Raw genomic sequence first — 18,507 nt, forward strand, 5'->3', positions numbered from 1 at the left:
TCGAGGTCATAAGGCCAGCCCACCAAAAAGGCAAAGGGCGCCTTTCCGGTGGACTTGCCTTATGCTTGTCGCCTCTGGGCAAAGCCCCTCCGCTTTTCTATGTACAAAGGGGAGAAATCATAGATGTCTCCCCTTTGGTCTATTACGTATTACTCCATATCTACTGCGCCTAACCAGTCGGAACCAGTTGGGTGCGGCTTGAAGTTTTTAAGAGCTGCACTTCCTGCAAGTAGTGGTGTAGAGTGAGCAATCGGTACCCATGGAGCATCTTCATGGATAATTTCTTGCGCTTTTTTGTATAGCTCTTCACGTTTTGCAGGATCTACTTCTGTTTGAGCATCAATTAAGATTTTGTGTACTTCATCGTTACTATAGTAAGAGTAGTTGTTACTTCCGATATTGTCCTTATCAAGAAGAACGTATAAGAAGTTATCTGCATCTCCATTGTCACCAGTCCAGCCAAGTAAGAATGCATCTGCCTCACCGTTTTTAGCTTTTTCCAAGTAAGTAGCCCACTCGTATGATACGATTTTCGCTTTGATGCCTACTTCAGCTAAGTCAGCTTGCATTGCTTCCGCTACTTTTTGACCATCCGGCATATAAGGGCGTGGTACAGGCATTGCCCAAAGTTCCATCTCGAAACCATCTTTTAATCCTACTTCTGCAAGTAGTTCTTTTGCTTTTTCAGGATTGTATTCATAAGCTTCAACGTCATCATTGTATCCGGCAATAACCGGAGGCATCGGGTTTTTCGCCATTTCTGCTTTTCCTTCGAAGAAAGCGTCAATGATTTCTTGCTTATTGATGGCATAGTTCATAGCTTGACGTACTTTAGGGTCATCAAATGGCTCACGAGTTGATGTTAAACCTAAGTATCCAACGTTCATAGATGGACGCTCGAATAATTGCAGGTTGTCGTCCCCTTCAACTTTACTTGCATCACTTGGATTGACTCCATCTGCAAGATCGATTTCACCAGATATCAATGCATTCAGACGAGCAGAGTTTTCTGGAATTGATTTAAATACGACCTGATCTAATTTTGGTAGATCTTTGTTCCAGTAGTCATCGTTCTTTTCAAGAACAATTTTGTCATTACGCTTCCACTCAACAAATTTGAATGGACCAGTACCTGCATCAGTTGGTGTTTCTGCAAGCTTGTCACCTAATTCATCAATTGCTTTAGGACTTACAATCGCGAATGGGCTCATTGCAATATTTTTCAAGAAAGGTGCTTGCGGGCGTTTTAATACGAATTCAACTGTCATGTCGTCAGCTGCTTTTACTTCTTTAATGACATGACCTTCATCGGCTTTGAATCCGCCGAACATTGAACCGTAATAAGGGAATTGATCTGCATTCCCGTTCATCCAGCGCTCGAAGTTTTTCACAACGGCCTCAGCGTTTAAGTCCGTGCCATCTTGGAATTTCACTCCGTCACGAAGCATGAATGTATACGTTAAACCATCATCGGATACCTTCCATTCTTCTGCTAATCCCGGATTTACTTCTGTATCCTGCTCTCCGAATTTCACAAGTGTTTCGAAAATATTCTTCGTTACTTTAAATGATTCTCCATCAGTTACTGTTGCAGGATCAAGCCCTACAGAGTCTCCTCCACGACCAAATATCAATACTTTTGGATCGCCGCTATCTTTACTGTCGCCGCCTTCGCCTGAAGAACTTTCATTTCCTCCACATCCGTAAAGAACAGATGATACGAGTAGGATGAGCAGCATTAAAATTGACCAGCTTTTTTTTCTCAACTAAATCCCCTCCTGAATAATGTTTATATACTTATGAGACTTGTCTTCTAGTAAAGATGACAAGCTACATAATGCCCTGGTTGGTGTTCCTTGAATTCCGGTACCTTCTGTTTGCAGATCTCCGTTGCATGTGGACACCGGGTGTGGAATGTACACCCACTCGGTGGATTGGACGGGCTCGGAATATCCCCCTGCAGGAGAATCGTTTCTCTCTTGAAATCAGGATCCGGAACCGGTACCGCTGATAGTAGTGCCTCAGTATATGGATGAAGCGGATTTTCATAGAGTGTTTCACTATTACTCAGCTCTACCATTTTGCCGAGGTACATCACGCCTACCCGGTCACTTATATGTCTCACTACACCTAAATCATGCGCAATGAAGATATAGGTGAGTCCGAACTCTTTTTGCAAATCCTGCATCAGGTTCAGGACCTGTGACTGAATGGACACGTCAAGAGCTGACACAGGTTCATCGGCAATAATGAGCTTGGGCTTCGTCATTAGAGCTCTCGCGATCCCAATTCGCTGCCTTTGTCCGCCACTGAATTGATGTGGGTAACGTTTCGCATGATAGCTGCTTAACCCGACAATATTGAGTAGTTCATGAACCCTCTTTTTTCTTTCTTTCGCTGAACCCATTCCATGGACCTTCAATGGTTCTTCGAGAATCTTTTCAACAGTATGCCTTGGATTCAAGGAAGCAAAAGGATCCTGAAAGACCATTTGCATTTCCCGGCGGATCTTTCTCATTTCAGAGTTTGATAGACTGGTAAGCTCTCGATCTTCGAATGTCACTTTCCCTTCGGATGGATCGATGAGTCTCATCAGCATCCTGCCCGTCGTCGACTTTCCACATCCGCTTTCTCCTACGATTCCAAGGGTCTCTCCTTTATTCACGGTAAAAGATACCCCGTCCACTGCTTTTACCGAACTGACAGGTCGTCCGAGAATTCCTCCTGTGATCGGAAAGTGCTTCTTAAGATTTTTAACCCTTAGCAACGGTTCCGTCATAAACTCCCTCCTCCACTTCATCGAACAGGAAGCATCGTGTGCAATGTCCTTGTGATGTTTCATATAATTCCGGTGTTTCGACTAAACAGCGATCGAAGGCATACTCACAGCGTGCTGCGAATCGGCATCCGGTCTTAATGGATCCCGGTTTCGGTACATTTCCCTGAATCGAGTGCAGTCGCTGCTGCTTGTTTCTCATATCCGGTACGGATTGAATCAGGCCTTTCGTGTAAGGATGCTGAGGGTTTTTGAAGATTTCTTCTACTTTCCCCTCTTCCACCACTTTTCCTGAGTACATAACGACCACTCGTTCACATGTTTCAGCCACAACTCCTAAATCATGAGTGATCAAAAGGACCGCTGTATTCAGTTCTTTATTTAATCGTTTCATCAATTTTAATATTTGGGCCTGAATCGTCACGTCAAGAGCGGTTGTCGGCTCGTCTGCTATCAATACACGTGGATCACAAACCATGGCCATGGCAATCATGACCCTTTGTCTCATACCTCCTGACAGCTGATGGGGGTATTCCTTGATAAGCTCCTCAGATCGCGGTAAACCGACCATCTTCATAATGTCAATTGCTTTATCTCTCGCTTGTTTCTTTCCAACCTTCGTATGTATGCGTATGGCTTCCGTTAATTGGTCACCTATAGTAAAAACAGGGTTTAAAGATGTCATCGGCTCTTGGAAGATCATCGCTATATCATTGCCCCGGATATCTCTCATTCGCTTTTCAGATGCTTGTGTCAGATCTTCATCTTTATACAGTATCTTTCCACCTACTATTTTCCCCGGTGGTTTCGGTACCAGGCCCATGATGGATAGGGATGTAACACTTTTACCACATCCACTCTCCCCAACGATCCCGAGCACCTCTCCTTCATTCACATGAAAGCTAACTCCATCGACTGCAGGAACTTCTCCGTCATCAGTAAAAAAGGAGGTCCTCAAATCTTCCACTTTTAGTAAAGGACGCGCTTCGCTCATTCAAATCCTCCTCTTGAAACTATCTCTCTTTTCTTAATAGTGCTTATTTTCTAAATTTTATATGTTTCTTATTATACAAGATGTTACAAATGTTGCAATCTATTTTCAGAATTTTTCTACACAAATTCAATATGCTCTTTCATTCCTAATTCAATTCAATTCAATATATGTCCAATTATCTTTTTCATTCCTTCCATATAAAGTTATTTAGTCCTACTTTCTTCATGACACACCTGAAATAAGTTTGATATATTTTTTTGATAAACAAAAAAAGTCATGACTTTTATCACGTGCATCGTGATAAGTCATGACTTTCCATTTTACTGATCGAGCAGCTGTACTTGGAAGAGTTTATGGTAATGTCCCTGTTTTGCCATCAGCTCTTCATGGGTTCCCATTTCGACAACTTCACCGTGCTCCATATGAATGATTCTGTCAGCATGGGTGATCGTTGATAATCGATGAGCGACTATGAAGGTCGTTCGATCTTTTGCCAGGATTTCAAGAGATTCCTGGATGAGGTGTTCGCTTTCCAGATCAAGGGCTGACGTTGCTTCATCCAGTATGAGAATCGGTGGATTCTTAAGGAACACCCTGGCAATCGCGACACGTTGCTTCTGTCCGCCCGATAGCTTCACACCTCTTTCTCCTACTTTCGTGTCATAGCCTTGAGGTAATTTCATAATGAAGTCATGTGCATTTGCCGCCTTGGCAGCTTCTATTACTTCTTCATCCGACGCATCAGGATTACCGAATTTAATATTCATCTTGACCGATTCACTAAAGAGAATATTGTCCTGAAGCACCATTCCGATATTGTCCCGCAATGACCTCACCTGAAATCTTCTGATGTCTGTTCCATCTAAAAGAATTTCACCATCTGTAACATCATAAAAACGGGGAATAAGACTGACGAAGGATGATTTTCCTCCACCGCTCATCCCGACCAGAGCGACGGTTTCACCCGTTTTAATATCAAGGTTGAGATTACGCAGTACGTCTTCCTCTTCAGATTCATAGCGGAAGGAAACATTTTTAAAATGAATATCTCCGCGTACGTTTTCACAAGGAATCGCACCTGGTTCATCATCAATATCATACTTCTCATCCATGAACTCAAATACACGGTCCATGGAGGCGATCGATTGAGTCAAGGTTGTAGAAGAATTCACCAGTCGTCTAAGCGGACCATAGAGACGATCGATATAGGCGATAAAAGCAGCCATTGTACCAATGGTCAGATCTCCATTAATCACTTGCAGCCCCGCATAACCAATGATGATCAACGGAGAAATATCCGTAATGGTATTCACAACCGCGAACGCTTTCGCATTCCAGCTTGTTTGCTTTAAGGCCTTCGTTAAGAAATTGCTATTTTGATCCTGAAACTGTTTTTGTTCATAGTCTTCAACAGCAAAACTCTTGATGACAGCCATTCCCTGGACCCGTTCGTGTAAGTGACTTTGGACCTCTGCCAGTGCCTGAGACCGGTCTCTCGTCAAACCCCTGAGTCTTCCAAAGAAATAACGGACAGAGAACGCATAGAAAGGAAACGCGATAAGAGACACAAGTGTTAACGAAACATCCATCGTAAACATGATGGACAGGGCAATGACTATGGTAGCTGCATCCAGCCATAGATTCATCAGACCGGTGATCACGAAATTCTTCGTCTGCTCAACGTCATTGATGACCCTGGAAATGACTTCCCCCGCTCTTGTATTCGAATAATACTTAAAACTGAGTCGCTGAATATGTGAAAACAAATGATCCCTTAAGTCATACAAGATCTTGTTTCCCGTCCACTGAGCAAAGTACTGTCGATAATATTCCACAGGTGGCCTTACCAGTAAGAAAAGGCCAAGCATGATTCCCATGATCATCAGTAATTGATTGGTCTTTTCTTCCGAGGATAAGCCCGAAGCGCCCACTATATCATCGATTACATATTTAATTAAAATTGGAATTAACAAAGGGATGGTAAATTTAATAATACCTATAATTAATGTACCAATAATTTGCCACCGATAAGGTTTTACAAATTGAAGGTAGCGTTTGATACTATCCAAGTGATTACTCCTTTCTAAGGTGTGAGTATTTATTTTGCCCCAATAAAAAGGGATGACCCTGTATGGAACGCAGCACTGCTCCTCTTCAAGTCCTTTCAGGAAATGAAAAGGGTTGCTCCTTACTGGGTCAGCCCTTTAATGCCTATACAGTTTTCCAGCTGTGTTACCCTCTGTGAGTCAGATAACGCTCGTACCAAATATCAATAAAGTCAGGAGCAAAAGGCCCTTTTCTTTGTCGGATCCAGCGAACAAGCTTGTCTACATTTCGCTTCAGGATGTGATCGATCACATCCGGGTAACCGTACAACTTGCGATGAGCTTCATACTCATCCTCATCCAGCAGTGTATATGTCATATCAGGAAACACTTTAATATCCAAGTCGTAATCGATATACTTGATCGCTTCATGATCATATACAAATGGTGAGCTTAAATTACAATAATAATAAATACCGTCCTCACGAATCATACAAATAATGTTAAACCATAGCTCTGAATGAAAATAGCATATTGCGGGTTCACGGGTCATCCACGTTCTTCCGTCTGATTCCGTCACCATCGTTCGATCATTTCCACCGATTATCTGATTGCTTGTTCCTTTCAGAACCGTCGTCTCATTCCATATCCGGTGAATGTTGCCATCATGCTTAAAGCTATGTATTTGTACTGATTTTCCTTCAGTGGGAACCGCCATCGTATCCCCTTCTTTCATTTCAAAATTACCTTTATATATGCTTATCTATTCTATCATTATAACGTTTCCTCAGAAAATTTAAAACAAAAGGGCTATCCTTAAAGAAAAAATCCTTTAAGAATCGCCCTGTTCCTGTTCAAAAATCAGATTTATCATGCCTATCTTTTTATGTTGTAACGCTGTTTTGTTCCTTTTGATAGGAGCGAATCACTTCATCGGTTTGTTTTTGAAACATTTTTTGAATCTCTTTTAGTTCCTTCTTTTTTGAAGCAATCTCTCTCTTTATAGATTCAACCTTCGTCATCTCTTGAAGCTCGAACAGCTCCTCTTCAAGCTCTTGACAACGTTCGATCTCAGACTGAAGATATAACAACTTATCCATCGTCTCTAACTGCTCTGTTACCAACTCATTAAACCGTTGCTGCATCACTTCCACCACTCCTCTAAACAAGCTCTCCTAAACATTCTCCTTCCCACCCCCAAACCCTTTGACAACTTCTGTCACAATCCCACCTGTTTTGTCGATGTGGAGGATGTGGAGGGACGGACCTCTGTTTTTATAGTGGATATTGAAAGATCAGTCCTTTTCATTGACGGAAGATTTGAAAGATCCGTCCCTCAAAAACAAAACGAAAAAGCACCCAACTGAATGGGTGCTTTTTCCGTCAAGAACAAATTAATTATTGTTGTTGTTGACCGTATTTACCAGAAGCTTTCGCTTTGTTAGCTTCTGCTTGTTGGTTTTGTTGCTTCACGTGTTGTGCTGCTGTTGTTTCTGAAGCGAACTCAGTACCGTATTGTTGTTGTTGAGCTTGACCAGCTTGAGCGTTTTGTTGTTTCACATGTTGAACGCTTGTACCAGCTTGAGTTTTGTTTGGTTGTTTTGCCATTGTAATCACCTCCACGCTTATTAAGATAACCAAGCGTGGATTTCACTATTCGATATTTTTCAGGAAAAAAATTCCACTAAACGAGTAGTGAGCGACCGCCATCGACGATGATGGTTTGACCTCTGATCATGGAAGAATCGTCTGAAACGAGGAACATCACTGATTTCACAAGATCATCAATTTCCACCATTCGTCCTGCTGGTGTTTTACTGCGGGCATCTTCCAGAAGCTCTTCACGATTAGGGAAATGCTTGAGTGCATCTGTATCGATCGCACCACCGGAAACTGCATTTACGATTATGTCACGCGATGCGAGTTCAACTGCAAGATAACGCGTTAAGGCTTCAACTGCAGCTTTTGATACTCCCACAGTTGTGTAATTGTCTAAATAACGGATGGATCCCAATGAGCTTATGCTTACGATGCGTCCGCCCTTATCCATTAACTTTGCTGCTTCCTGGGCACAGAATAGTAATGCCTTGCTGTTGATGTTCATCGTCCAATCCCAATGAGATTCTTCAAGTTCCATGACTGGACGCAGAACCCCGGATGCTGCGTTACTTACCAATACATCCAAACGGCCGAATTCTTCTTTAATTTGTTCGAACATAGATTTGATTTTATCCACGTCTCCTACATTCGCCCGTACGACAAATGCTTTTCGGCCCAACTTTTCGACCTGTTCAGCCGTTTCAAGTGCCCCTTTTTTACTCCGTGCATAATTGACTACGATATCGTATCCTTTTTCTGCTAGTTGAATAGCGATTTCCCGTCCAAGTCCGCGGCTGCTTCCTGTGACTAATGCTACTTTTTGACTCATGTTGATCATCCTTTCAATTTCATTTTTCCATTTGGTGTAAAGCATAATCATGCCTTGAACATGCACACTAATAAGAGCATGTCAGTTAAATGGAGGAATGAGTTATGTATGTAGGTAGAGATATGACAGAGCTTTCAATGATTCCAAAAGATGAATGGCAAAAAAGCGAGCTCGCTTTCTTTCATCATTCACTACAACAAATAGTACCCTATTTGAACGCAGAAGGACAATCGATTCACAGAGAAATTGTCGAAGAAATTGAAAACCGAGGCGGATTGAAGCGTGGCGAAGCCGATTATACTCACGGCACGAAGATTAGTTACGATTGAGATGATCATACACAAAGAGCAACCATCACGGCTGCTCTTTATTATTTCTGTAATATTCCTGCTCCTGTTTCCTTCCAGATTTTCTGATGGGAGACGGGAAAGGCATATTTATCGAATTCTTCGGTCGTAACGGCAATCAGGCAGCTGTCATCAAGAGTGGTGCTGTCGATAGAACCAACATATACTTCAATATCCCAAACGATGTGAGAGAATATATGCTGGATTTTCGTGACAACCCCTGCTTTCAATGAGCAATCCACCTTGTATTCTTCCTCCATTAAATCAAGCAATTGCTTTCGACCTCCGCTTGAATCTCCCACTTCAAAATTAGGGAATTCCCATAAATTAGCGAGCAGTCCTTTACTCGGGCGTTTGTGGATAACCACTCGATCATCCTCCGTAAACAGAACGGCTGCCGCCATATTCATTTTACGTGCAGATTTCTTTTTCGATTTAATTGGAAGTTCTGTTTGCACTCCTTCTTCAAATGCCTGACAGTGTTCCCGGACAGGGCATAGTAAGCAGGATGGTGATGTCGGTGTGCAAATCAGTGCCCCAAGCTCCATCAGCGCTTGATTGAAATACGATGGATTCTCTTCAGAAATCAAATTTCTGACCGCTTGTTCAAATACCTTGCGTGATGCAGGTTTGGCAATATCAAGCCAGATGGATAGAATACGTGAAAATACCCTCATGACATTTCCGTCGACAGCAGGTTCCGGTTTGCTGTAGGCAATACTCAAGATCGCCCCCGCAGTGTAGGGTCCCACACCCTTTAATGACGATATTTCTTTCGGCGTATCCGGAACGATTCCTCCATACTTTTCACTCACTTCTTTTACAGCCGATTGAAGATTCCTGACTCTCGAGTAATAGCCGAGTCCTTCCCATGCTTTCAGGACATCTTCTTCGTCGGCTGTAGCAAGAGCATCTATGGTAGGAAATTTCTCGATGAATCGGTTAAAATAAGGTATGACCGTATCCACCCTTGTTTGTTGAAGCATGATTTCAGATACCCACACCTTGTATGGATCTTGATCCTTCCTCCATGGAAGATCACGCTGTTCTCTTGAAAACCATGATAATAAATTCTTCTGAAATTCCTCACGGTCAATGGAGTCTAAATGTTTCAATGGTTCTTCTTTCAATTTTGTACCTCCAGGATGTTAAATGTTACGTTGAATAGGGAATAAATAATTAAAGCTGTGTTTTTAGGCCAACAAGGTTTATTTCTTTTAACCCTCCACAAATACATTCGTCCAATAAACCAAATAATAAATGACGACGGGATGTCCGTAAACGTTTCAAAACATGGAAATGGGATTCAGTGGGCACTATAAACCGTTCGATGTAACGATTAGGGTCGGATTCAGACTTTTCCCACTGGATATTAAAGGCGTCGTATTGTGGTAATGTCGCTACGATATTGTTCATAATCTGATTGTATTGAGGTTGAGAATTTTGTTTTATTTCATATTCTAAGTAAATGTGTAAAGTGTTTTTCATTGAAATAAACTCCTTTTAACCATATCATGTTCAAAAATGAATACAAGTCATTAAAAATACAGATGAAAATGAGCCAAGGGAGGACTTTTTTTGGATACAGGCACTCATATCGTCATGGGTTTCGCTCTAGGGGGCTTAGCCACCCTGGATCCCGTTGTTGCTGAAAGTGCAGCCACTTCTCAAAGTGTGTTGGTTGCAGCAGTCATCGGCTCTCAAATTCCAGACATCGATACCGTTTTGAAATTACGCAATAATGCCGTTTATATACGTCATCATCGAGGCATCACCCATAGCATTCCGGCCGTTGCTCTTTGGCCGCTAGTAATTGTCGCTTGTCTTTATCCCTTTTTCCCGGGGGCAGATTTGCTTCATTTATGGATTTGGACATTTGTGGCCGTATTCCTCCATGTATTTGTCGACATTTTCAATGCCTATGGGACACAGGCCATCAGGCCGATTTCGTCGAAATGGGTCGCTTTAGGAGTCATTAACACGTTTGATCCGATTATATTTGGTATTCACATCGGCGGATTGATTCTGTGGGGCATGGGATTACCACCTGGAAAAACCTTTTTGGTCATGTACATTGTGATTTTCGCTTATTATGTATTGAGATTCCAGGTTCAAAAAGCAGTGAAAAATGCGGTGAAAAGAAGAATCCCTAAAGCGGAAAAAATCATCGTTTCACCGACAATCCGGTTTTTCCAATGGCGCCTTGCGATTGTGACCAAGGAACATTATTATGTCGCACGGGCATTCAGACGGTCGATTACGATCTTCGATAAATTTGAACGCATACCGATACCTGAGAATCCAGTCATCAATGCCGCTAAAAGAGATAAAAATCTGGCCGCCTTTCTTTCCTTTTCCCCGGTTTTCCGCTGGGAAGTGGACGAATACGATGATCACTTTGAAGTACGCTTCATCGATCTTCGCTACAGAAATAATGGACACTATCCCTTTGTCGCCCTGGTACAGCTCGACAAAGACCTGAACATCGTCAGCTCCTACACAGGATGGGTCTTCAGCGAAGAAAAACTTCGCTCAAAAGTCGACATCGACATTTTAATCGATTAAAGCAGTGAGGGACGGACCTTTAAAAAGGTCCGTCCCTCATCACTTTAATGTACTATATCGTCATCTTCTTTATCGTCGATCAGATGTTTGTATTTAGGGTTTTGTGCAGCAAATTCGTGGATTTGTTCACCGTATGTATTGACCCATTGGCGAACGACTTTTTCCGTTACTGCTTTTCCTTTATAATCGTAACCTGCTTTTGCGTATGTGGCTTCGAAATCCTCCCACACAAGTTCGATCCAGGTTCTCGCTTTTTCATACGAGAGCTTATTATTTTTTTCAATTAACAATTGTGTTAATTCGTGGAATGTTGACTCCATTTTGTCTCCTCCTTTTCCATATATTTAGTTCCCTCTTTTATGATAATGTACACCAATTCACCCATACTATTAGTACGTGGTTAAGCTTAGTTGTGAACCTTTGCTTCTTCACGGTATGAGTCAGAAAATTCACCTTTTAGGAGGCACTTTATGCGAAATAAAACGACAGGGTTCCCTAACATGAATAACAATAAATTCGAAGGTGAACCGAGAGCTAAAGCGGAATTTGCATCTAAAAGGGCTAACGGCACCATCAACACCCATCCTCAAGAACGTATGAAAGCTTCTGGAGAAAGAGATCACGACTCACTTTAATGAAGTGAAAATCTGTTTAGGGGGTAGTTACGATGGCAAACATGAAAAACAACTTCTACCGAAATAAGTACAGCAGTCCATTTAACAAGGCATTCTACAATCCAAAGCATGCCCATTCCCAAGCTAATGGACAAACCACACAAACTCAAGACTTAATCATTCTAGAGAACCAGACACGCAAGCGTTCCTAGGCTATTTCAGAGGTCCGTCCCTATGACGGACCTCTTTATTACTTCTTTTCTCCTGCCAATAGGGAAATCGGCAGTGCTTCTTCTTTTCCGTCTCCACCCAGGCGATATCCCCAGGCAAATACCCCGTTTAGATAGTCGACTTTGAAATATGTACCGGGATCACCTTCTATTGCGTATATCCCGCCAGGCTTGTAGGCGTCAGGATTCATCAAATAAGCCTGTGCCATAAGTGCCTTGCGCTCCAAAACGGCAAACTCATTCACAATCCCCAGCTGTTCAGCTTTCCTTGCTTTCTCCTTCAACGAAGCAATTTCCTGCTTCAACTCATGCTCCGTCATCTCACTATATCTTCTCTCTTGTTCCATTCCTCATCACCTCTACTAATAGTAGTATAGAGAAAATGATACAATAAGAAAAGCGGAGGGGCTTTGCCCAGAGGCGACAAGCATAAGGCAAGTCCACCGGAAAGGCGCACTTTGCCTTTTTGGTGGGCTGGACTTATGACCTCGAGCCTCTAAGCCCCGCAGCTGGACAATAAGAAAAGCGGAAGCGGCTGGTCAGCCCCGACAAGCATAAGACGGGATTGCTGAAAAGGCGTTCTTTGCCTTTTTGGCCATCACGGCTTATGACCTCGAGGGGCTAGCCGCTGGAGCTGGACAATAAGAAAAGCGGAGGGGCTTTGCCCAGAGGCGACAAGCATAAGGCCGGTCCACCGGAAAGGCGCTCTTTGCCTTTTTGGTGGGCTGGACTTATGACCTCGAGCCTCTAAGCCCCGCAGCTGGACAATAAGAAAAGCGGAATCGGCTGGTTAGACCCGACAAGCATAAGACGGGATGGCCGGAAAGGCGTTCTTTGCCTTTTTGGCCATCACGGCTTATGACCTCGAGGGGCTAGCCGCTGGAGCTGGACAATAAGAAAAGCGGAAGCGGCTGGTCAGACCCGACAAGCATAAGGCAGGCCCTTAATCAATTACATCAGAAAGGATGACACCACCATGAAAACAGCCATCATCACAGGCGGAGGCTCCGGCCTTGGAAAAGAATTAGGAAAACTTCTTAGCCTGCAAGGATATCATATCTTCCTTCTTGCCCGGACGGAAGACAGCTTAAAAGAAGCTGCAGCAGAAATTGAAAGCATTGGCGGAAAGGTTTCATTTGCCACTTTGGATATTCGTTCAACTCATGACATTCAACAATTCGCCAAGACTCATCTTAAGGATTGTAATGTCGAATTACTCGTACATAATGCAGGGGTGGGCTATTTCGGTCCCTTCAAGGATACAGACGATGATGAATTAGTAAGCATGTTTGAAACGAATGCACTCGGTCCCATTCGTTTGACTAAGGCACTTCTGAATCGACTTGATCCAGGGAGCAGCACAATCATTAACATCATTTCCACAGCTGGCCTTAGAGGCAAAAAAAATGAATCATTGTATGTAGCGAGCAAGTTTGCCCTCAGAGGATTTGGTGAAAGCTTACAGAAGGAGTACGAGGATTCGAATCTTCGCATCGTGAATGCGTATATGGGTGGAATGAATACTCCATTCTGGGAGAACAGCGATCATATCAGTGATCCATCAAGGCTTCGCTCTCCTAAAGAAGTTGCGGAAATGATTGTGAATGAATACAAAGAAAAAGACGAAATCGTCATTGAATCAAAAAAATAAACCTCAAAAGGCAGTGTTCCCTAAAGGAAGACTGCCTTCTCATTTATGGAGCAAAAGGGAAGAACATAAAGGCCACTACAAATAATAAAACAGGCACTATAAATACAGCGAAGGCATCAATAACCACGACAAAAGCCATCCACACCCAGCGGATACTGTCTTTTCTTTTGAGAAACTGCTGGATCATCCGGATGTTCACAATGATGAGGAAGATCGCCACCCCCAATAGGAAAAATGGCATCACCCATTTCCCCATGGTTTCGGCATACCCTTGGTTATACCACTCTTGCTTCCCAAGTGTATAGAATCCGGTTTGAACTTTAATGATTAGTTCACCAATGATAAATAGTGCGGCTGCCCCCACGACAATTCCACCTGTGTAAAGCTTGAATTTTTTAGTCGTACCGATGAGCAGCAAAAGTGTTAAACCAGCAAACAGAAGCGTGAAAATCTCCACAGGAACTCCCCCTTGTCATACCCCTATAGTTCAATCTATCTTTAAAACAACAAATCATTCTTCATTTTCTTTTAACTCTTCCAAAAGTCTTTCGATGTCCTCCATAGAGAAACCTTTTCGATACAAGGTCTGTTTCATTTTCTGGACATACTCGTACCCCTCATACTTTGAACTCAGCTTTCTATGAGCCTTTAACCCTTGGTGATAGACGGCATCCCATTTTTCATCGTCATCCCGTTCAGATTCTACTGTCTCCCAGACAATTTTCATGACAGAACCCGGATATCCTTTTCGCATCAGGTTTTGTTCAATTTTTTGCCTGGCAATCATCTTGGAATCTTTTCTATATTTATGAAGAAGTTTTTCGGTGAGACCGACGGCTTTATCAACCTGCTTCTCTTCCGTAAATGCAGCAAGAGCCTCTTCGATATAAGGGTCATCCACCCCTTTTCTTCTTAATTCCCCCCGGATCCAAGTCGGCCCCTTATCAGAGGTATTCATGTGAGTCCCGACAAAAGCGTGAGCGAATTCTAAATCATTGATGTATTTAATATCATTTAATTTATGAATCACTTCCTGTATGACTCCATCTTCGGGATCTCCTTCTTGTAAATGGTCCCGAATTTCTTTTTCCGTGCGCATTCGATGGGCTAAATATTGAATCGCTTTATTGAATGCTTTCTTTACATCGTCTTCATATTGAAGTTCTGAAACCTCAAGCTCATCCACTTCCAGACCTTTTCGGAGCTGAAACTTTGCCAGTACTGCTTCATCGACACTGAAGGCATATTTTCCATCTATAAATAAATTGTAACGCTCATCGTTCTTTACTTGCTTCGTTATTTTCGTAATCTTACCCATTTTTTCCACCTCATTGTAATCCTAACACATTCAGCATATGTTTTTTATTCTGTAGATAGGTAAAATAATAAGTATATTGGAGGGATGATGATGAAGATCGCTATAACAGGTGGGACGGGTTTTGTCGGGCAGGCTCTGACGGAGGAACTTCTCGAACACCATCACGAAGTCATGATACTTACTCGAAATCCGGATAAATACGACAATCGTTCAGGAGTTACCTACGTAAAATGGCTATCTGACGGGGCGAAACCGGAAGATGCGCTCGAAGGAATCCAAGCCTTCATTAACCTTGCAGGGGAATCCATCAACAGCGGCCGCTGGACAGATGAGCGTAAGAAACGAATCATCAATAGCCGGATCAACTCAACACAAGAGGTAATGAACATTATAAAGGCACTGAAAGAGAAACCGGCGTGTCTAATTAACGCAAGTGCAATCGGCTACTACCCTTCTTCAAAAACGAATACGTATACAGAAGCGTCAACGGAAACGGCAGACAACTTTTTAGGAGAAACCGTTCAAATATGGGAAAAAGAAGCGAGCAAGGCAAACCAGCTGGATATCAGGGTTGCATATGCTCGTTTCGGGATTATACTGGGGGAGGAGGAAGGCGCCCTCCCTCGTATCGCTCTTCCTTATAAAATGTTTGTGGGAGGAACGGTTGGATCCGGTGACCAGTGGATGTCGTGGGTCCATATTAAAGACATCGCAAGAGCGGTGCATTTCATTATTGAAACAGAATCCATCTCGGGACCGGTGAATGTGACAGCTCCTTCCCCCGTTACCATGAAAGAGTTCGGAAAAACACTCGGGGCCGTGCTTGGCAGGCCACACTGGATCCCTGTCCCTTCCCTTGCTTTAAAAGTAGCAATGGGTGAAATGAGCGCCTTAGTGCTGGAAGGCCAAAAAGTACTTCCGAGTGTCCTTTCAGAAAACGGTTTTAAATTTGAATACCCTGAATTAAAAAGTGCCTTGATTGATATTTATCATTAAATCACAGGTATGTCCCCTTCTTTTCAAGGCAAAAATAGAAGTAATCTTGAAAAGAAGGGATGTACATACGAATGGATAATAAGAAGAAGAAAGACAAAAACAAATCGGTTCTATCCAGTGCACAGGAAGTAACGTATTCAAGAGAATTCAAAGCAGCTGATCGTGCAGGCGGATTCAGTTCCAAAGCCCATAGATAGACAATTATTACCTAACTAAAAACCCTTACTTTGAAGAAGAATAAAGGTACAGACTTCTAAGTCTGTACCTTTATTTTTTTAACCAACTGAAAAGGGGATGTTCATATTGGGCAGATCACGCGGAAATAGTAAACGAGGAAACAAAAACAGCTTGCCACAAACACCCGCTCAGCTCAAATCTGACGGTGTTGACGAAGAGTTCTCACGTGAACTTGCCGACCAGGCTGATATGGAAGCACAAGCTCGCGCCAATGCTGCCAACCAGCGTGCACGAGTGAAGAAAAACCAATAGTGTACTCCCTGTAGGTGAAAAAAAAGATAGGTTCTGAGGAATTCACTAAGAAACCACCCATGCAATGTCTGCATGGGTGGTTTCATTAAATGTTCTATCACACCACGACCGGCTTTTTATGCTGTTTGCCTTTAGGAAGGACCATATGTTTCAGGTATGGCATCATCCAGCGGTCAGCTCCCCAACAGAATGCCCCTCTGCCTGCAAAAAGAAGGATGATGGCAACTGTGTAAAGAACTGGATTCGTGCTCACCGTTCCCGCCAATAAGAAGTTTAAGTTCATGAAAGCTCCTGCGACTAATGCAGGTATTGTCATGAATCCGACAATCAACCCAATTCCCACCAGTACTTCTCCCCAAGGGATCAAAATATTGAATACATCGACATTCGGTATTGCAAACCCTTTTAGGAATTCTGCGTACCATCCTTGAACGGCTGGATGATCTCCCGTCGCCTTAGCCAATGCTCCTTGCAAGAATCCGCTTGCATCAAAACCATCGTTCACCTTATGCCAACCCGCTTCCAGCCATTGAACACCCAACCAAATTCTAATCACTGTCCAAACCATGCTCACCTTTTGATTTTCCCACCATCTCATGATGGATCATCTCCTTTTGGATTTATATTGTGAAATATTTCACAAGAGTGACTAAAAAACAGTTGATCAAAGTTTGTGATGGTTTTGATATGATAGCTGTTTCGTTTGTGAAATTTTTCACATGTTCTTTACACTTATAATATACCTCTTCCCCCTGCTTATTGCAATAGGCTATTGAGCAGTTCACAAAGGTGTCAAAACCGGTAAGAGTACAGCTTATTTATTGAAATTTTTGTAGCGGAAAATGAATTTCCGTCACCTTTCAGCTGCTGATTTTCAGAAGGATTTTCAACTGTTAAATATCCACCGATTATTAAGAGTTGAATTCAAAGCCAAATTCACCTGTCAAAAATCATCGAAATTTTAACAGGTGAACAATCATCGCCCACCAATAATCCACGTCAGCGTTCGCGACTCAAATCAATAATCCTGATGAAATTGTCACTATGATCTTGATATATGGCATATCTGCCTGGAGGAATATCACATGGAGCTTTTATGAAATGAAGTTTTTCTTGATGTTGTTCATAATATCGGTCTAAAGTGATTCCGTTAAATCTTTAACCGGATGACAAAGAAAAGCAAGCTTCATATAATCCACCTCAATTTCATATTTTTATAGAACCATTCCCAAAATCTCGTCCACCCACGCACCATTCTCTTCCACACCAAGCTTCCCGCACAGTGAACGATGTACAAGTTTAAACTTCGGCACAATCGCCTTCATTACAAAATATATCTCATCAGGATTCCGACTGCATCCCCAACTCTCCAGTAATTTTTTTTGCTCCTGTGTAAAAGGCGAGCGCTCCCCCTCATATTTCGACCAGTCGCCCGGCGCATTCGGAGCCCGACCGCTCTCCATGTCCCATCCGGCAGCAACCGACCATCTCATCATGTCAAGGGAATGAAGGGCATAGTACAGTTCTCCCCGGTTGATTCTTCGATACACTTCATGAGTATGGGCGAAGAATTTACTTCTCCAAAGCTCAAATTCTTCTAAAGTTACATGATAATTCAATGCTTGGGAAGCACAGACCGTATCCTGCACGTATCGGTGAGGATCGTAGACAATATCTGCGTCCTTCAAGTACAGTGAGGGCATCAAGTCTTCTCTCTTATAATAAAAGGCGTCTACTTTTACGAAATTCGTATAGTGGGCAACTGTATGTGCCGCCCATGGAAAGTCCTCATAGTACAGGACGTCACCCCAATTACCCGCCCGCGCCTTTTTCCTCTTCCTATATTCTTCAAAAACATGGTCCTTCACTACAATTCGCAGGTCCAAGTCGGAATAGTGGTCATGATTTCCCCTTCCCATAGAGCCACCGTAGAAAAAGGCTAACACATTTTCGTCACCCTCTAAATCCTGCTGGATGCTTTCCTTTAACTTAAGACGCTTACTATCTAAATGCCTATCTCTATTACGATGCTTTGACTCAAATCCCATACATAT

At 42.7% G+C, this 18,507-nt stretch carries 24 protein-coding genes; 8 read left to right on the plus strand and 16 right to left on the minus strand.

The window, feature by feature from the left end; all coding sequences use genetic code 11:
- Positions 1 to 149: 149 nt before the first annotated feature.
- The 8 genes from DET59_RS12740 to fabL all read right to left on the minus strand — a co-directional run bounded on the left by DET59_RS12740 (position 150) and on the right by fabL (position 8,243).
- Positions 150 to 1,739, minus strand: a complete 1,590-nt coding sequence (locus DET59_RS12740) for an ABC transporter substrate-binding protein (protein WP_113970148.1) — start codon at positions 1,737 to 1,739, stop codon at positions 150 to 152.
- Between the two features lie 74 nt (positions 1,740 to 1,813).
- A complete protein-coding gene (locus DET59_RS12745) occupies positions 1,814 to 2,779 on the minus strand; it encodes an ABC transporter ATP-binding protein (RefSeq protein ID WP_113970040.1) in 966 nt (321 codons plus the stop codon).
- A complete protein-coding gene (locus DET59_RS12750) occupies positions 2,754 to 3,770 on the minus strand; it encodes an ABC transporter ATP-binding protein (RefSeq protein WP_113970041.1) in 1,017 nt (338 codons plus the stop codon). Before DET59_RS12750 ends, DET59_RS12745 begins: the two co-directional genes overlap by 26 nt.
- Positions 3,771 to 4,090: 320 nt before the next feature.
- On the minus strand, positions 4,091 to 5,839 hold the full coding sequence (locus DET59_RS12755) for an ABC transporter ATP-binding protein (RefSeq protein WP_113970042.1): 1,749 nt from the start codon (positions 5,837 to 5,839) through the stop codon (positions 4,091 to 4,093).
- Between the two features lie 163 nt (positions 5,840 to 6,002).
- Positions 6,003 to 6,533, minus strand: coding sequence for a nucleoside tri-diphosphate phosphatase (gene ntdP, locus DET59_RS12760; RefSeq protein ID WP_113970149.1), 531 nt, complete (start codon positions 6,531 to 6,533; stop codon positions 6,003 to 6,005).
- A 166-nt stretch (positions 6,534 to 6,699) separates the two neighbouring features.
- Complete coding sequence (locus tag DET59_RS12765; RefSeq protein WP_113970043.1) at positions 6,700 to 6,960, minus strand: YgaB family protein; 261 nt, start codon at positions 6,958 to 6,960, stop codon at positions 6,700 to 6,702.
- Positions 6,961 to 7,213: 253 nt separating this feature from the next.
- A complete protein-coding gene (locus DET59_RS12770; RefSeq protein WP_113970044.1) occupies positions 7,214 to 7,423 on the minus strand; it encodes a gamma-type small acid-soluble spore protein in 210 nt (69 codons plus the stop codon).
- Positions 7,424 to 7,499: 76 nt separating this feature from the next.
- Positions 7,500 to 8,243, minus strand: coding sequence for an enoyl-[acyl-carrier-protein] reductase FabL (fabL, locus tag DET59_RS12775; protein ID WP_113970045.1), 744 nt, complete (start codon positions 8,241 to 8,243; stop codon positions 7,500 to 7,502).
- Positions 8,244 to 8,347: 104 nt separating this feature from the next.
- Here fabL and DET59_RS12780 point away from each other — a divergent pair, with 104 nt between their 5' ends.
- Positions 8,348 to 8,572, plus strand: a complete 225-nt coding sequence (locus DET59_RS12780; RefSeq protein ID WP_113970046.1) for a hypothetical protein — start codon at positions 8,348 to 8,350, stop codon at positions 8,570 to 8,572.
- A gap of 41 nt (positions 8,573 to 8,613) precedes the next feature.
- On the opposite strand, the gene mutY is transcribed toward DET59_RS12780, so the two are convergent.
- Positions 8,614 to 9,720 carry an A/G-specific adenine glycosylase gene (gene mutY / locus DET59_RS12785; RefSeq protein WP_113970047.1) on the minus strand — a complete coding sequence of 369 codons (1,107 nt, stop codon included), beginning with the start codon at positions 9,718 to 9,720 and terminating at the stop codon, positions 8,614 to 8,616.
- A gap of 49 nt (positions 9,721 to 9,769) precedes the next feature.
- Complete coding sequence (locus tag DET59_RS12790) at positions 9,770 to 10,078, minus strand: hypothetical protein (protein WP_113970048.1); 309 nt, start codon at positions 10,076 to 10,078, stop codon at positions 9,770 to 9,772.
- 90 nt (positions 10,079 to 10,168) lie between these two features.
- Between DET59_RS12790 and DET59_RS12795 the strand changes: the two genes are divergently transcribed.
- Positions 10,169 to 11,155 carry a metal-dependent hydrolase gene (locus tag DET59_RS12795; RefSeq protein ID WP_113970049.1) on the plus strand — a complete coding sequence of 329 codons (987 nt, stop codon included), beginning with the start codon at positions 10,169 to 10,171 and terminating at the stop codon, positions 11,153 to 11,155.
- Positions 11,156 to 11,199: 44 nt separating this feature from the next.
- Here the strand turns inward: DET59_RS12795 and DET59_RS12800 are convergent, their stop codons facing one another.
- Complete coding sequence (locus DET59_RS12800; protein WP_113970050.1) at positions 11,200 to 11,475, minus strand: YfhJ family protein; 276 nt, start codon at positions 11,473 to 11,475, stop codon at positions 11,200 to 11,202.
- Between the two features lie 150 nt (positions 11,476 to 11,625).
- Between DET59_RS12800 and DET59_RS12805 the strand changes: the two genes are divergently transcribed.
- On the plus strand, positions 11,626 to 11,790 hold the full coding sequence (locus DET59_RS12805; protein WP_044339716.1) for a small, acid-soluble spore protein K: 165 nt from the start codon (positions 11,626 to 11,628) through the stop codon (positions 11,788 to 11,790).
- Between the two features lie 32 nt (positions 11,791 to 11,822).
- Positions 11,823 to 11,981 (plus strand): YpzG family protein, encoded by a 159-nt coding sequence (locus DET59_RS12810; RefSeq protein WP_082051311.1) that lies wholly within the window; start codon positions 11,823 to 11,825, stop codon positions 11,979 to 11,981.
- Positions 11,982 to 12,019: 38 nt separating this feature from the next.
- Here the strand turns inward: DET59_RS12810 and DET59_RS12815 are convergent, their stop codons facing one another.
- The gene (locus DET59_RS12815) at positions 12,020 to 12,346 is read right to left on the minus strand and encodes a YfhH family protein (protein ID WP_113970051.1); all 327 of its coding nucleotides are present in this window, start codon (positions 12,344 to 12,346) and stop codon (positions 12,020 to 12,022) included.
- Between the two features lie 629 nt (positions 12,347 to 12,975).
- Here DET59_RS12815 and DET59_RS12820 point away from each other — a divergent pair.
- Positions 12,976 to 13,650 carry an SDR family NAD(P)-dependent oxidoreductase gene (locus DET59_RS12820; RefSeq protein WP_113970052.1) on the plus strand — a complete coding sequence of 225 codons (675 nt, stop codon included), beginning with the start codon at positions 12,976 to 12,978 and terminating at the stop codon, positions 13,648 to 13,650.
- Positions 13,651 to 13,693: 43 nt separating this feature from the next.
- On the opposite strand, the gene DET59_RS12825 is transcribed toward DET59_RS12820, so the two are convergent.
- Together DET59_RS12825 and recX are read right to left on the minus strand one after the other, a co-directional pair.
- Complete coding sequence (locus tag DET59_RS12825; RefSeq protein WP_113970053.1) at positions 13,694 to 14,107, minus strand: hypothetical protein; 414 nt, start codon at positions 14,105 to 14,107, stop codon at positions 13,694 to 13,696.
- 54 nt (positions 14,108 to 14,161) lie between these two features.
- Positions 14,162 to 14,968, minus strand: a complete 807-nt coding sequence (gene recX, locus DET59_RS12830) for a recombination regulator RecX (protein WP_113970054.1) — start codon at positions 14,966 to 14,968, stop codon at positions 14,162 to 14,164.
- 90 nt (positions 14,969 to 15,058) lie between these two features.
- On the opposite strand from recX, the gene DET59_RS12835 reads away from it, so the two are divergent.
- The 3 genes from DET59_RS12835 (at position 15,059) to DET59_RS12845 (ending at position 16,453) form a co-directional block, all read left to right on the plus strand.
- Entirely contained in the window at positions 15,059 to 15,964 is a 906-nt protein-coding gene (locus tag DET59_RS12835; protein ID WP_113970055.1) for a TIGR01777 family oxidoreductase, read from the plus strand.
- A gap of 71 nt (positions 15,965 to 16,035) precedes the next feature.
- On the plus strand, positions 16,036 to 16,161 hold the full coding sequence (locus DET59_RS12840; protein ID WP_079531092.1) for a YfhE family protein: 126 nt from the start codon (positions 16,036 to 16,038) through the stop codon (positions 16,159 to 16,161).
- Between the two features lie 106 nt (positions 16,162 to 16,267).
- A complete protein-coding gene (locus DET59_RS12845) occupies positions 16,268 to 16,453 on the plus strand; it encodes a YfhD family protein (RefSeq protein ID WP_044339722.1) in 186 nt (61 codons plus the stop codon).
- A 97-nt stretch (positions 16,454 to 16,550) separates the two neighbouring features.
- Here DET59_RS12845 and DET59_RS12850 read toward each other — a convergent pair whose 3' ends face one another.
- Together DET59_RS12850 and DET59_RS12855 are read right to left on the minus strand one after the other, a co-directional pair.
- On the minus strand, positions 16,551 to 17,051 hold the full coding sequence (locus tag DET59_RS12850) for a DoxX family protein (RefSeq protein ID WP_113970056.1): 501 nt from the start codon (positions 17,049 to 17,051) through the stop codon (positions 16,551 to 16,553).
- 616 nt (positions 17,052 to 17,667) lie between these two features.
- Positions 17,668 to 18,501 (minus strand): nucleotidyltransferase domain-containing protein, encoded by an 834-nt coding sequence (locus tag DET59_RS12855; RefSeq protein WP_113970057.1) that lies wholly within the window; start codon positions 18,499 to 18,501, stop codon positions 17,668 to 17,670.
- Between the last annotated feature and the right edge of the window lie 6 nt (positions 18,502 to 18,507).

This window comes from Rossellomorea aquimaris (assembly GCF_003315075.1).
In the GTDB taxonomy this organism is placed as follows: Bacteria; Bacillota; Bacilli; order Bacillales; family Bacillaceae_B; genus Rossellomorea; species Rossellomorea aquimaris_C.

Coding starts and splice junctions, on each gene's coding strand:
- DET59_RS12740 (WP_113970148.1), bottom strand. CDS start 1,739: ATGCTGCTCATCCTACTCGTATCATCTGTTCTTTACGGATGTGGAGGA.
- DET59_RS12745 (WP_113970040.1), bottom strand. CDS start 2,779: ATGACGGAACCGTTGCTAAGGGTTAAAAATCTTAAGAAGCACTTTCCG.
- DET59_RS12750 (WP_113970041.1), bottom strand. CDS start 3,770: ATGAGCGAAGCGCGTCCTTTACTAAAAGTGGAAGATTTGAGGACCTCC.
- ntdP (WP_113970149.1), bottom strand. CDS start 6,533: ATGGCGGTTCCCACTGAAGGAAAATCAGTACAAATACATAGCTTTAAG.
- DET59_RS12765 (WP_113970043.1), bottom strand. CDS start 6,960: ATGCAGCAACGGTTTAATGAGTTGGTAACAGAGCAGTTAGAGACGATG.
- DET59_RS12770 (WP_113970044.1), bottom strand. CDS start 7,423: ATGGCAAAACAACCAAACAAAACTCAAGCTGGTACAAGCGTTCAACAT.
- fabL (WP_113970045.1), bottom strand. CDS start 8,243: ATGAGTCAAAAAGTAGCATTAGTCACAGGAAGCAGCCGCGGACTTGGA.
- DET59_RS12780 (WP_113970046.1), top strand. CDS start 8,348: ATGTATGTAGGTAGAGATATGACAGAGCTTTCAATGATTCCAAAAGAT.
- DET59_RS12790 (WP_113970048.1), bottom strand. CDS start 10,078: ATGAAAAACACTTTACACATTTACTTAGAATATGAAATAAAACAAAAT.
- DET59_RS12800 (WP_113970050.1), bottom strand. CDS start 11,475: ATGGAGTCAACATTCCACGAATTAACACAATTGTTAATTGAAAAAAAT.
- DET59_RS12805 (WP_044339716.1), top strand. CDS start 11,626: ATGCGAAATAAAACGACAGGGTTCCCTAACATGAATAACAATAAATTC.
- DET59_RS12810 (WP_082051311.1), top strand. CDS start 11,823: ATGGCAAACATGAAAAACAACTTCTACCGAAATAAGTACAGCAGTCCA.
- DET59_RS12815 (WP_113970051.1), bottom strand. CDS start 12,346: ATGGAACAAGAGAGAAGATATAGTGAGATGACGGAGCATGAGTTGAAG.
- DET59_RS12820 (WP_113970052.1), top strand. CDS start 12,976: ATGAAAACAGCCATCATCACAGGCGGAGGCTCCGGCCTTGGAAAAGAA.
- recX (WP_113970054.1), bottom strand. CDS start 14,968: ATGGGTAAGATTACGAAAATAACGAAGCAAGTAAAGAACGATGAGCGT.
- DET59_RS12835 (WP_113970055.1), top strand. CDS start 15,059: ATGAAGATCGCTATAACAGGTGGGACGGGTTTTGTCGGGCAGGCTCTG.
- DET59_RS12840 (WP_079531092.1), top strand. CDS start 16,036: ATGGATAATAAGAAGAAGAAAGACAAAAACAAATCGGTTCTATCCAGT.
- DET59_RS12850 (WP_113970056.1), bottom strand. CDS start 17,051: ATGAGATGGTGGGAAAATCAAAAGGTGAGCATGGTTTGGACAGTGATT.
- DET59_RS12855 (WP_113970057.1), bottom strand. CDS start 18,501: ATGGGATTTGAGTCAAAGCATCGTAATAGAGATAGGCATTTAGATAGT.